The 12583-nt window shown below is 67.9% G+C and carries 11 protein-coding genes; 8 read left to right on the forward strand and 3 right to left on the reverse strand.

The window, feature by feature from the left end; all coding sequences use genetic code 11:
* Positions 1-53: 53 nt before the first annotated feature.
* Genes AC6CHX_RS01090 through AC6CHX_RS01105 form a run of 4 tightly spaced genes read left to right on the forward strand, consistent with a single transcriptional unit; the run spans position 54 to position 3298 of the window.
* The gene (locus AC6CHX_RS01090; protein ID WP_498271322.1) at positions 54-845 is read left to right on the forward strand and encodes a hypothetical protein; all 792 of its coding nucleotides are present in this window, start codon (positions 54-56) and stop codon (positions 843-845) included.
* Complete coding sequence (locus tag AC6CHX_RS01095; RefSeq protein ID WP_498271323.1) at positions 842-1369, forward strand: hypothetical protein; 528 nt, start codon at positions 842-844, stop codon at positions 1367-1369. Before AC6CHX_RS01090 ends, AC6CHX_RS01095 begins: the two co-directional genes overlap by 4 nt.
* Before the next feature lie 28 nt (positions 1370-1397).
* Positions 1398-2066, forward strand: a complete 669-nt coding sequence (locus AC6CHX_RS01100; protein WP_498271324.1) for an NAD(P)H-binding protein — start codon at positions 1398-1400, stop codon at positions 2064-2066.
* 26 nt (positions 2067-2092) lie between these two features.
* Positions 2093-3298, forward strand: coding sequence for a glycoside hydrolase family 3 N-terminal domain-containing protein (locus AC6CHX_RS01105; protein WP_498271325.1), 1206 nt, complete (start codon positions 2093-2095; stop codon positions 3296-3298).
* A gap of 3 nt (positions 3299-3301) precedes the next feature.
* On the opposite strand, the gene AC6CHX_RS01110 is transcribed toward AC6CHX_RS01105, so the two are convergent.
* The 3 genes from AC6CHX_RS01110 to AC6CHX_RS01120 are packed head-to-tail and all read right to left on the reverse strand — an operon-like array spanning position 3302 to position 5901.
* Positions 3302-4183 (reverse strand): 3-methyladenine DNA glycosylase, encoded by an 882-nt coding sequence (locus tag AC6CHX_RS01110; RefSeq protein WP_498271326.1) that lies wholly within the window; start codon positions 4181-4183, stop codon positions 3302-3304.
* A 16-nt stretch (positions 4184-4199) separates the two neighbouring features.
* Complete coding sequence (locus tag AC6CHX_RS01115) at positions 4200-5225, reverse strand: App1 family protein phosphatidate phosphatase (protein WP_136040669.1); 1026 nt, start codon at positions 5223-5225, stop codon at positions 4200-4202.
* A gap of 4 nt (positions 5226-5229) precedes the next feature.
* A complete protein-coding gene (locus tag AC6CHX_RS01120; protein WP_136040668.1) occupies positions 5230-5901 on the reverse strand; it encodes a DedA family protein in 672 nt (223 codons plus the stop codon).
* A gap of 41 nt (positions 5902-5942) precedes the next feature.
* Here AC6CHX_RS01120 and AC6CHX_RS01125 point away from each other — a divergent pair, with 41 nt between their 5' ends.
* The 4 genes from AC6CHX_RS01125 (at position 5943) to AC6CHX_RS01140 (ending at position 12580) form a co-directional block, all read left to right on the forward strand.
* A complete protein-coding gene (locus tag AC6CHX_RS01125; protein ID WP_498271327.1) occupies positions 5943-7265 on the forward strand; it encodes an anthranilate synthase component I family protein in 1323 nt (440 codons plus the stop codon).
* Between the two features lie 34 nt (positions 7266-7299).
* Positions 7300-9876, forward strand: a complete 2577-nt coding sequence (gene leuS, locus AC6CHX_RS01130) for a leucine--tRNA ligase (protein ID WP_498271328.1) — start codon at positions 7300-7302, stop codon at positions 9874-9876.
* A 466-nt stretch (positions 9877-10342) separates the two neighbouring features.
* Complete coding sequence (locus AC6CHX_RS01135) at positions 10343-11647, forward strand: ABC transporter substrate-binding protein (protein WP_498271329.1); 1305 nt, start codon at positions 10343-10345, stop codon at positions 11645-11647.
* Between the two features lie 48 nt (positions 11648-11695).
* A complete protein-coding gene (locus AC6CHX_RS01140; RefSeq protein ID WP_498271330.1) occupies positions 11696-12580 on the forward strand; it encodes a carbohydrate ABC transporter permease in 885 nt (294 codons plus the stop codon).
* The last annotated feature ends 3 nt before the right edge of the window (positions 12581-12583 follow it).

The raw sequence follows: 12583 nt of genomic DNA on the forward strand, positions 1-12583 counted from the left end.
CGGCGCGCAGATTCATGCGCGGGCGGAGAACGGTGCCTGGCTACGCTGAGGACATGCTCCGCATCGTGCTCCTCGTCGTCTGGCTGCTGCTGTCCGCCTGGCTCGTGATCTGGGTCGGCGAAGGGCTGTTCGGGGTGGATCAGCGCCGGTCGATCCTCCCGTTCGCCGGCGAGGACACCCTCGGCGGTCCGATCATCATCGGAGTCGCATGGGGGCTGCTGCTGACCTTCGGCGGGATGCTGTCGGGCATCGCGCGTCGCAGGACTCCTCGCGGTGAGGCGCAGATCGACGTCGGCACGATCGTCGAGGTCTCCCGCACCGGGATGACGGTGAACGACGTCCCGCAGTACGACCTCTTCATCCGTGTCACCCCGAGCGCCGCCGACGACTTCATCGGCCAGCTCCGGATGCTCGTGCAGCCCACCGACCTGGCGACGCTCCAGGTCGGGCTGCCGCTTCCGGTGCGCTACAGCCTGACCGACCAGGACACCGTCGAACTCGCGGATCTGAGCGACCCCGCCGTTCGCGACGCGATGCTGCAGTGGCGCATCGACCGGGGATTGATCGACCCCGGTCAGGTGCGGGCGCGCACCAGCGGCACCCAGGTGCCGGCGTCGGTGCTTGAGGTGCGGCCGACGGGCCGACGTCGCGAGGGGCAGAGCGAACTCGCGCTGCGGGTGCTGATGGTGCCGGAAGGCGCGGCGACCTGGGAAGCCGACACGACCGTGTTCGTGTACCCCCAGGCGATCCCGCATCTGCAGGTCGGCGCCCCCGTGTGGGCGTTCTACCGCCGGGAGGATCCGCAGACCGTCGCGGTGACCATCGAGAAGGAGACGGCCCGATGAACCCGATGGACACCCTCATCTGGCTGGTGAACTTCCCGGCCTCGCACGGCTATGCCATGGTCTTCATCGCGGGGTTCTCGATTCTCGGGCTGTTCGCGCTGTCGGTTCGGGGTGCGGTGCCGGGCGAGGCGCTGCGGAGCATCCGGGAGCGGGAGGGCCTCCTGCACCCCACGGAACGTCCGCGGGGTCGGGTCTGGGCCGGCGTCGTCCGTGTCGGGGCCCGCGTGCTGGCGTTCCTCATGGTCGGATCGCTCGTGATCGGGATCCTCAGCCTCACCGGAGTGCCCGTGACCCGGGCGTACATCTACGACAACGGCCGCCCCACCACCGGGACGCTGGAGGGGGACTGGGTGACCTTCACGACCGCCGAGGGCGTCGAGTACACGCTGGAGAGCAACTTCTTCACGCCCGCCGTGTACCCGGATCGCGATGCGTTCCTGACCAGCGGCGAGCCGGTCGTCGTCCGCTATCTGCCGAGCCATCCGCAGGCGTTCGTGATCGACAGCGATCAGACCCCACGCTGACATCGGAGCAGGCGCGTAGGGTGAGGGTATGTCGCGCATCATCGTCTTCGGCGGCCACGGCCGCATCGCCCTTCTGCTCGCGCCACTGCTCGTCGCCCGCGGCGATGAGGTCACCGGCGTCATCCGCAACCCGGAGCACGCCTCCGATGTCGAAGCGACGGGGGCCACGGCTCTCGTCGCCGATGTCGAGAATCTCGGAGTGGAGGAGATCGCCGAGATCATCCGCGGACACGATGCGGTCGTGTGGTCGGCCGGTGCCGGCGGCGGATCCCCGGAGCGCACGTACGCGGTCGATCGGGATGCCGCGCAGCGGTCGATGGACGCGGCCGAGCTCGCGGGCGTCCGCCGCTACGTGATGGTGTCGTGGCTCGGCTCGACGGCCGATCACGGTGTGCCAGAGAACGACTCCTTCTTCCCCTACGCCGACGCGAAGTGGGCCGCCGACGAGCATCTGCGCGGCAGTGCGCTGGACGGCACGATCCTCGCCCCCGGCACGCTCACGTTCGACGAGCCGACCTCTCGGATCCAGATCGACCCCGCGGGCAGCGGAGCCGTCTCGCGGGCCGATGTCGCCGCGGTCATCGCCGCAGCGCTCCACGGACCGTGCACGATCGGACGGACGATCCGCTTCGGCAACGGCAACGGCAACGGCGACGCCGGCTCGGCGGTGCCGATCGCCGAGGCGCTCGGCTGCTGACGCGTCCACACCGCACAGGACCCGTCATGTCTCGATACCGTCGCTGGGCCGCAGGAGCACTGGCGGTCGTCGCGACGGCAGCGATGTGCGCCTCGCCGGCAGCCGTCGCGTCGCCCATCCCGTCGACGGTTGGCTCCCACACCCCGACCGCCGTCTCCTCGGGCGGGGAGACCACCGGCCCGGCCGTGCATGCGACCGCTCTGGTGCAGGCGATGTCCGTGGCAGAGCAGGCTTCCACGGTGGTCATGGGCCACGTGTCGGGAACGGACCCGGCCGCGCTCCGGACCTACATGCAGTCCGGTCTCGGTGGGTTCATCTTGATGGGGGCGAACATCCCCGCGACGGAGACCGAGCTGCAGGCTCTCACCGCCGCGATGACCATTGATCCCGCGTCGCCCCCGTTGATCGCGGTCGACCAGGAGGGCGGCATCGTCTCGCGGCTGCACGGCGACGACTACGCGGCCTCCACCACGCTGAAGGGGCAGCCGGTCGATGACACCTCCGCAGCGTTCACGGCCCGAGGGTCTCTCGTGGCACGGGCGGGGATCACGGTGAACTTCGGCACGGTGGCCGACTTCACGGCCGACTCGGGAACGTTCATCTACGGCCGCGCACTCGGCACCGACCCCGCGAGCTCCGCGGATCGGGTGGCGGCCGCCACCACCGCACAGGAGCAGTTCGTCGCGTCGACGCTCAAGCACTTCCCCGGACACGGTGCCGCCCCCGGCGACTCGCACTCCGCGATCCCGAGCACGAGCATGGGACTCGACGAATGGCGCAGCACCGAGGCCGTTCCGTTCGCGGCGGGCATCGATGCCGGAGCGTCTCTCCTCATGTACGGGCATCTCGCCTACACCGCCGTCGACGCCCTGCCTGCTTCCCTCTCGCCGAAGTGGCACGCGATCGCCAGGGAGGAGCTCGGCTTCGACGGGGTGGCGGTGACCGACGACCTCGGCATGCTGCTGTCGTCGGGGAATCCCGCCTACGCGGATCCGGTCGCCAACGGCGTCGCCGCGATCGCCGCCGGCAACGACCTGGTGCTGATGATCGCGGGCTCCGACGCGCAGACGGCCGGGAAGATGGCGGCCGGAATCGCGGCCGCGGTCGACGCCGGCACGCTGCCGAAGGACCGGCTCGAAGAGGCGGCGACGCGGGTGCTCACGCTGCGCACGCAGCTGGCTGCAGCATCCGCGCGGTGGACGCTGTGCGCCGACTGCGAACCGGTGCAGTGACGCTCAGGCCGCTGCTCGTGCGCCGTCGCCGAGCCACGCGGCCAGCAGGGCAGTGCGCAGAGCGGCACCGCGTTCGGCGAATCCGCGCTGCCGACGCACATACTCCGCCTTGCCCTCGGGCGTCTCGATGCGCACTGGGATGACATCCCAGGCGGAGAGATCGTAGGGCGCGGCCTCCATATCGAGCAGCCGGATGTCGCGCGCCAGCTCGAAAGAGTCGAGGAGGAGTTCGCCCGGGATGAGCGGTCCGAGCTTCGTGGCCCACTTGTAGAGATCCATCCCTGCGTGCAGACACCCTGGTTGCTCGAACAGCGGCTGATCCTCACGGCTCAGGGGCGTGCGGTTGCGGGGAACGGCCTCCGGGGTGAAGAACCGGAACGCGTCGAAGTGCGTGCAGCGCAGGTCATGGTTCTCGACGACCGCATCCGTGCCCGCCTGTCCCAGACGCAGCGGTACCGCGTGGCGATGCTCGTCCGCCTGGTACACCATGGCCCACTCGTGCAGTCCGAAACAGCCGAACTGGCCGGGGCGCGAGGCCGTGCGGCGCAGCATCCGTTCGACGAGGGCGGCGAGGTCCGCCTTCTCCTGTGCGAACGACCGGGGGTCGGGCACGGCGCCGCCCTCGGTGTCACCGGGCGAATACCAGCGCCAGGAGAGGCGTTCCGGCGCATCCTGCAGCTCGACGCCTGCTCCCGGGTGCCACCGCCGAAGCTGCGCGGGCTTGTAGGAGTAGTAGGTGTGGAGGAAGTCCCACACGGGGTGCTTCTCGGATCGGGCGGCGCGCTCGCGATGTCCGGCCGTCAGGGTGTCCGCGCGTTCCTGATGCGCCTGCTCACGGGCGAGCCATTCATCGCGGGGGATCGCCTTCTCGACGAGCGTGTCCATGTCTGCCGTGTTCTCGTCAGTGCAGGATGCCGACTTCGCCGAGGAGGTCGCGGAGACCGGCGCCGTCTTCCGCACTCACCCACGGTGCCACGTCTTCGGAATGCGGCTCGCGGTCGGCGCGTCCACCGGCGAGCACGGCCTCGGCGGGCAGCAGGCGTCTGATGGCGACGCCGGCGACCGAATCGGGATGCTCGTCCATGAACTGCGAGTAGATCGCTTCGTCGTGCTGACCGTCATCGCCGATCAGCAGCCACTTCACGTCGGGGAACTCCGTCGCCAGTCGACGCAGATTGGTGAGCTTGTGCTCACGCCCGCTGCGGAACCAGCGCTCATGCGTCGGGCCCCAGTCGGTCAGGAGCATCGAGCCTGCCGGGAAGAGATGACGACCGAGGAACCGCCAGAGGGTCGGGGCGACGTTCCACGCGCCGGTGGACAGGTACACCATCGGCGCGCCGGGGTGCTGCCGCAGCAGCTGGTCGAGGAGCACGGCCATCCCAGGGACGGGGAGGCGGGCGTGCTCGTCGAGCACGAACGAGTTCCAGAACGCGATGAACGGACGCGGCAGGGCTGTGACCATGACGGTGTCGTCCACGTCGGACACGACGCCGAACGTGGTCCCCTCCGCGACGATGAAGGCGCCTGCTTCGACCGGTTCCTGTCCCTCGACCGAGATCATGAACGTCTGCCAGCCGGGCTCCAGGTCGACGGGGATCTTCGCATCGACCACGCCGCCGCGGTCGGCGACCAGTTGATGCGTCGTCTCTCCGAAATGCACGGTCACGGACGCGTACCCGACGGGGATCCCGACGAAGCTGCGCCAGCCGCGCACGCTCGCCGGCTCACCGTCGCGGGTGCGCCGCTGCGGGGGCACGATCAGCACTCGGCCGACCACGCGCACCCAGCCGGGGCCGCCGTAACCGGGGAACGGGAGGATCGTGGCGACACGGCCGCGGCGGCGCGCACGACCTTCACGCCAGACATGGAAGCGATGCTCGAGTCGGGCGAACCAGTGGATCCGGGGGGCTGGGGGAGCCGATGCCATTGACTCAGTCTTTCACGTCGGAGTCGGTCGCCGACTCCGGTGCCTCCTGATGGCGGGCTTCGAGCCGCTGCAGCAGCTTCTTGCCGAAGTACGCGAGGAGCAGGAAGAGCGCGATGACGCCGACGAAGATGTAGCCCGCGAAGTGCACGCGATCCACGAGCTCGCGGAAGCTGCCGGCCGCGAGGGAGGTCACACTCACATACGCGGTTGCCCAGAGGATGCATGCCGGGGCGGTCCATGCCAGGAACTTGCGATAGGGGTACTCGCTCATACCGACGGTGAGGGGGACGAGGGAGTGCAGCACCGGGAGGAATCGCGACAGGAAGATCGCGATGCCGCCGCGGCGCTCGAGATAGTTCTCTGCCCTGACCCAGTTGTGTTCGCCGATCTTACGGCCGAGCCAGGACACGCGGATGTGCGGGCCGAGCCATCGGCCGAGCCAGAATCCGATGCTCTCGCCGATCAGCGCGCCGATCACGACGGCGACGCCCATCGCGATGCCCTCCCAGACGGTGGCGACGCCCATCGAGGCGATGATGACGATGGTGTCCCCGGGGACGATGAGTCCGATGAGGATGCTGGTCTCCAGCATGACGGCGAGACCTGCGACCAGAGTGCGCGTGACCGGATCGATCGACTGCACGGTGTCGAGGAGCCAGAGCAGGAGGTCGTCCACGTCATGAGAATACGGGAGCGGCCCGGTCCTAGGCTGGAAAGGTGCCCGAACAGCTGACTGCTCGACGACTTCCCTCCTGGGTGAAGCCGTCGTCCGTGTTCCGGATGCTCGAGGCGCAGGTCGCGGATCTCTTCTGGCTCGACGCGGGAGCGGATGCCACGGAGGGCTGGAGCTTCGTCGGCACGGGGGAGCGCTCGTCCCTGCCACGGGAGGTGGCACTGGGTGGCGCTCCGGCCGATCGGACCGTTCCGCCGTTCTCCGGAGGATGGGTGGGCTGGCTCGACTACGAGTCCGGAGCCGCGGCCGCCGGTGCCCCGGTGAGCGGGCGCGTCGACGAGACCGGCGGCGCCTGGCTGCGGGCCACGCACGTGGTCGCCTTCGATCACGCCGCGCGGCGCGTCTGGGCGCTCAGCGCCGACGGCGACCTCCCGGCCTGGGCGGCTCGAGTCTCCGCTGTCGAGGACGCGCCGGACGAGACTGTCTTGCAGGCGCTACCCGACGGCGACTCCCGTGTCGCCGAGGGGCGACACGACCCGCAGGAGTACGCCGCGCTCATCGAACGCTGCCGTGATCTGATCCGCGCCGGCATCGCGTACCAGCTGTGCCTGACGACGCGGTTCACCGTGGTCGGCCCGCATGATGCCGTCGGCGTCTACCGTCGCCTGCGCGCTGCGACGCCCGCGCATCACGGCGGATTTCTCCGGATCGGCGACCGCACGCTGCTCAGCGCCAGCCCGGAGCAGTTCCTCCACGTCGACGGCGGCGTCATCCGCACCCGCCCCATCAAGGGCACCCGTCCCCGCAGTGACGACCCGGCGGAGGATGTCGCTCTGGCCGCAGAGCTCGCACTCGATCGGAAGGAGCGCGCGGAGAATGTGATGATCGTCGATCTGATGCGCAACGACCTCTCCCGCGTGTGCGAACCGGGAAGCATCCGGGTGGACGGGCTGTGGGTGGTCGAGAGCTATCCCGCCGTGCATCAGCTCGTGAGCACGGTGAGCGGTGTCGCTGCGGCCGGGACGACCGTCGGTTCTCTGCTCGACGCCGCCTTCCCCGCCGGCAGCATGACGGGTGCGCCCAAGCTCTCGGCGATGACGAGACTGCACGAGCTGGAAGGCGGGCCGCGCGGCGTCTACGCCGGCTGCTTCGGCTACATCGGGGCGGATGGTGCGCTCGACCTCGCGATGGTCATCCGCAGCGTCCTGATCGACGGGGAACGGGCGGTCGTCGGCGCCGGGGGAGGGATCACCTGGGGTTCCGTGCCGGCGGCCGAAGTCGCCGAGGTGGCGACGAAGGCGCGAGCGCCCCTCGCCGCGCTCGGTGCGGAAATGCCTGCGCTCTGGCGTTCCGATATCCTGAACTGATCCCGCTTTTTCCTTCAGATTGGTCGTGCGTTCGTTGTCTGAGAACCTGTCCACCGCTCCCGCCGACGACGAGGCCCCGTCGGCGCACGCCATCCAGACGAAGTGGCAGAAGTACTGGGCGGAGAACGGTACGTTCCTCACCGGCGGCGACGAGGACACCCGGCCGCGGCGATACGTCCTCGCGATGTTCCCCTACCCCTCGGGCGACCTGCACATGGGGCACGCGGAGAACTATCTCTACTCCGACATCGTGGCCCGTTTCTGGCGCCACCGCGGGCACAACGTGCTGAACCCGATCGGCTGGGACTCCTTCGGTCTGCCCGCCGAGAACGCGGCGATCCGCCGTGGCGCCGACCCCCGCGAGTGGACGTATCAGAACATCGCGCAGCAGAAGGAGGGGTTCCAGGCGTACGGAGTCTCGTTCGACTGGACCCGCGTGCTGCACACGTCCGACCCCGAGTACTACCGCTGGAACCAGTGGCTGTTCCTGAAGATGCACGAGCGCGGCCTGGCCTATCGCAAGAAGAGCCCGGTCAACTGGTGCCCCAACGACCAGACGGTGCTCGCCAACGAGCAGGTCGTCGACGGTCGCTGCGAGCGCTGTGGTGCCGAGGTCATCAAGAAGAAGCTCACACAGTGGTACTTCCGCATCACGGACTACGCCGATCGACTGCTCGACGACCTGAACCAGCTCGAGGGCTTCTGGCCGCACAAGGTGCTGCAGATGCAGCGCAACTGGATCGGCCGCTCGATCGGCGCGGACGTCGATTTCGTGATCGAGGGTCGCGAGGAGCCGGTGACGGTCTTCTCGACGCGCCCTGACACGCTGCACGGCGCCACGTTCTTCGTCGTCGCCCCGGACTCCGACCTGGCATCCGAACTCGCGGCCGACGCGCCCGACGAGGTGCGCCAGCGCTTCCAGACGTACCTGGAGCAGGTGCAGAAGGAGACCGACATCGACCGGCAGTCCACGGACCGCCCGAAGACCGGTGTCTTCCTCGAGCGCTACGCGATCAACCCGGTCAACGGCGAGAAGCTGCCGGTGTGGGCGGCCGACTACGTGCTGGCGGACTACGGTCACGGTGCAGTCATGGCCGTCCCGGCGCACGATCAGCGCGACCTGGACTTCGCCCGCGCGTTCGACCTGCCGGTCAAGGTCGTCGTCGACACGACCGCTCCCGTCACCGGCGCGATGCCCGTGATCGAGGTCGACGAGGAGGGCGTGCCGATCGACACGGGCGCCGCGCTCGAGGAGCAGAACCCGGCATCGACCGGCATCGCGTTGACCGGCGATGGCCGCATGATCAACTCCGGTGCGTTGAACGGTCTGTCCAAGCGCAACGCGATCGCCCGCGCGATCGAGCAGCTGGAGTCGACCGGAACCGGCCGTGCGGCGAAGAACTACCGGCTGCGTGACTGGCTGATCTCGCGCCAGCGGTTCTGGGGCACGCCGATCCCGATGCTGCACGCCGAGGACGGCAGCATCATCCCGGTCCCCGAGGACAAGCTCCCCGTGAAGCTGCCGAGCGTCGAGGGACTCGACCTCAAGCCCAAGGGCACGTCGCCGCTGGGCGGTGCCGAGAGCTGGGTGCGCACGACCGATCCGGCGACGGGTGACCCGGTGCTGCGCGATCCCGACACCATGGACACGTTCGTGGACAGCTCGTGGTACTTCCTGCGGTTCCTGTCGCCGAACAGCGACACCATGGCGTTCGATCCCGCTCAGGCGGCTCGCTGGGCTCCGGTGGACTCGTACATCGGCGGCGTCGAGCACGCGATCCTGCACCTGCTGTACGCGCGCTTCATCACCAAGGTGCTGTTCGACATGGGCCTGATCGACTTCACGGAGCCGTTCTCGAACCTGATCAACCAGGGCATGGTCATCCTCAACGGCACCAAGATGTCGAAGAGCAAGGGCAACCTTGTGCTGTTCCAGGACGAGCTCGATGCCCACGGTGCCGACGCGCTCCGGGTCGGACTGGCGTTCGCCGGTCCGGTCGAAGACGACAAGGACTGGGCCGACGTCTCCACGACCGGCGCTCAGAAGTTCCTGGCGCGGGCCATGCGCGTCGCCGGCGAGGTCTCGAGCCCCGTGGACGTGGTCTTCGACGGCGGCGATGCGGCACTGCGTCGTGCGACGCACAAGCTGCTCGCGGAGGCTCCCGCTCTGGTCGAGCAGACGAAGTTTAACGTGCTCGTCGCTCGCCTGATGGAACTCGTGAACGTCACCCGTAAGACGATCGACGGGGACGCCGGTGCTGCGGACCCCTCGGTGCGCGAGGCCGCCGAGACGATCGCCGTGATGCTCGACCTGATCGCCCCGCACACCGCGGAGGAGATGTGGGAGATGCTCGGTCACGAGCCCTCCGTCGGCCTCGTGACGTGGAGGTCCGCCGATCCCGCACTGCTGGTCGAGGACACGGTCACCGCCGTCGTGCAGGTGGGCGGCAAGGTCCGTGCACAGCTCGAGGTCTCGGCGCGTATCGGCGAGTCCGAGCTCGAAGCCCTGGCTCGTGCCGACGAGCGGGTGATCCGCTCGATCGGCGACCGCGAGATCGTGAAGGTCGTCGTGCGCGCGCCGAAGATCGTCAGCATCGTCGTGAAGGGCTGATCTCCTCTCGCCGCGGATGGCTTCCGGCCCCTGGTGCTCGCTTCGGTGAGCGCCAGGGGCCGTCGCCGTCATCCCCGTCGGCCGTGCTGCGGAAATGTGCGGGCCGGCCGCTCTGCACCCCCTGCACGGGGGTAGCGGTTGTCCACGACTCGGGTCTTCGGTGCCCGGGGAGTCCGTTTACCGCGCCTGGCTTGGCCGGATGGCATCCCCGCAGGCACCACCCCCGTCACGGCCTCGCATCCGTGCCGTTGCCGGATGAGAGGTCGACCGCCGGTGTTCCGGGGAGGACACGATCCGGGAAAGAAAAGTCGGTGCGCGAGTTGACAGGGATGGAGCGCCAGTGTCTAATCAGAGGGGAGATGAAACGTCTCATTTGCCTCGAGGGGCCAGGCTGTCGGTCGACGGCCGTGGCGCTGAAGCTCTGCACCCACACCTCTACAGACAAGGACGTGACGAAGTGGTCACAATGAAATCCCGCTGGGCACGGATCGCCGCCCTGAGCACGATCGTCGGTCTCACCGCGAGCATGGCGGCGTGCAGCGCCGACAGCGGCGAGGGGAGCACGTCGCCGGTGGTGATCGGCATGAACTCGGGTCTCGTTCCCCAGTTCGAGGCGTACGCGAAGGTGTACAACGCCACCAACCCCGAGGCGCCGGTCAAGGTCAAGGCCATCCCGGATGGACAGGACGACTACATCCAGCAGCTGGTGACCCAGGGTCTGTCGTCGACGCTGCCTGACATCGTCTTCAACTACGACAGCCTCAACCAGACTCTCGTCTCCAACAACCTGCTCCATGACCTCGGCCCCTGGCTCGACGAGGGCAAGGACGGCTTGAAGGGGGACAGCTTCATCCCCGCCTTCCTCAATCAGTACCAGGCAGAAGGCGCGGACGGCCCCACGACAGGCATCCCGGTGAGCGCGGACTCGACGATGCTCTTCTACAACAAGAGTCTCTTCGAGAAGGCAGGCGTCACCGAGCTGCCCACCGAGGAGTGGACGTACGACGATCTGTACCGTGTGGCCGAGCAGATCACGAAAGCGAGCGGCGGCGCCTACTGGGGTCTGCGAACACCCGCTGCAGCCGGCGGTCTGCTCTTCGTGGACTATCCCATCCTGAGTGCATACGGTTCGGAGATCTACGACGCCGAGGCGAACGAGTTCGTGTTCGCCGATGAAGCCGGCCTCGAAGCGTGGGAGACCATTCTGGCTCCGTACGTCGAGGGATGGGGGTCGCCGTACCCGACGGCGAGCGGGCAGGACGGGAACTACTTCGCGGCCGGCCAGGTGGCGATGTCGCTCGACACCCGCCCCGCGGTCTCGCGTTACCGCACCGACCTCGCCGACGACTGGGACGTCATGAACCTCCCGACCATCGATGGCAACCCGACGGTCGGCGGCGGTTCGTACGGTCTGTCGATCGCCGAGAAGTCGGACAACAAGGAGGGTGCGTGGAAGTTCATGGCCTGGTTCTACTCCAAGGACGGCGGCATGAAGGAAGCCGAGCCCAACGGGGTCATCCCGGCCACCGTCGACGGCCTCGAGAACGGTTCGTGGCTCGATGATCCCAACCCCGTGCCCGCCAATCTGATCCCGGCTACGCAGTACGCGGTCGCCAACGCTCAGCTGCCGAACGCCATCCCCAACGAGGTTCAGCCCAAGCTGGTGCCGGCTCTCGAGAAAGCCGCGCAAGAGGTGCTCGTCGGTGGGAAATCCATCGAAGAGGCATACACCGCAGCCCAAGATGAGCTGAACGCACTCCTCGAGAAATGAAAGGTGGGGAGGTCGGTGACGGAACGTGTCACCGACCCCCTCTGATCCATGAATACACACCGTCGTTTCTCTCTGCGTGACTCGCTCGCAGCCTGGGCGTTTCTCACACCAGCCCTTCTCCTCTTCGCCGTGTTCATCGTGGTGCCCACCATCGCAGGCATCGGACTGAGCTTCTTCTCCTGGAACTTCTTCAACACTCCGACCTTTCTCGGCATGGACAACTTCGCACGGTTCTTCTCCGATGCCGAAGCGTGGAAGGCACTCGGCGTCACGATGTCGTTCGTCGTGCTGGGCGTCATCCCGACCGTGTTCATCGGCTTCATGCTCGCCGTTCTCGTCAGCGCGAACCTTCCGGGGATGGGCGTCGCCCGCGTTCTCTACTTCGTGCCGGTCGTCCTGTCCGTGGCGGTATCGGCTGTGCTCTGGATCTTTCTTTACGACCCGAGGCAAGGACCGATCGCCGCGCTGCTGCGCGCCGTCGGAATCACCGCCCCCAGTTTTCTGCAGGACCCTGTCTACGCCTTGCCGGCCCTCGTCGTCATGATGATCTGGCTCGCTCTGCCGATCGTGATCATCCTCTACCTCGCCGCCCTCCAACGAGTGCCGGATGACATCTACGCTGCTGCGGCACTCGACGGTGCGGGGCCGTGGCGTCGCCTCTGGTCGATGACCTGGCCGAACGTGATGTCGACGACCCTCGTTGTGGGGGTGCTGCAGACGATCAACTTCGTCGCGGCGTCATTGGATGTCTCCTTGATCATGACCAACGGTGGCCCCATCAATGCGACGAGGTCGCTGAGTCTCTACGCGTACCAGCAGGCCTTCATCAATCAGGACGTCGGATACGCGAGCGTTCTCTCGGTGGTGCAACTCGTCGTCATCGTCGGAATCGTCGTCGTCGGCCGCGCCGTGACCAGCCGCTTGAGCAAATAGGAG

It is taken from the genome of Microbacterium sp. GQ128, from assembly GCF_059758615.1.

Coding starts and splice junctions, on each gene's coding strand:
- AC6CHX_RS01135 (WP_498271329.1), top strand. CDS start 10,343: ATGAAATCCCGCTGGGCACGGATCGCCGCCCTGAGCACGATCGTCGGT.
- AC6CHX_RS01105 (WP_498271325.1), top strand. CDS start 2,093: ATGTCTCGATACCGTCGCTGGGCCGCAGGAGCACTGGCGGTCGTCGCG.
- AC6CHX_RS01095 (WP_498271323.1), top strand. CDS start 842: ATGAACCCGATGGACACCCTCATCTGGCTGGTGAACTTCCCGGCCTCG.
- AC6CHX_RS01140 (WP_498271330.1), top strand. CDS start 11,696: ATGAATACACACCGTCGTTTCTCTCTGCGTGACTCGCTCGCAGCCTGG.
- AC6CHX_RS01110 (WP_498271326.1), bottom strand. CDS start 4,183: ATGGACACGCTCGTCGAGAAGGCGATCCCCCGCGATGAATGGCTCGCC.
- AC6CHX_RS01090 (WP_498271322.1), top strand. CDS start 54: ATGCTCCGCATCGTGCTCCTCGTCGTCTGGCTGCTGCTGTCCGCCTGG.
- AC6CHX_RS01100 (WP_498271324.1), top strand. CDS start 1,398: ATGTCGCGCATCATCGTCTTCGGCGGCCACGGCCGCATCGCCCTTCTG.
- AC6CHX_RS01115 (WP_136040669.1), bottom strand. CDS start 5,225: ATGGCATCGGCTCCCCCAGCCCCCCGGATCCACTGGTTCGCCCGACTC.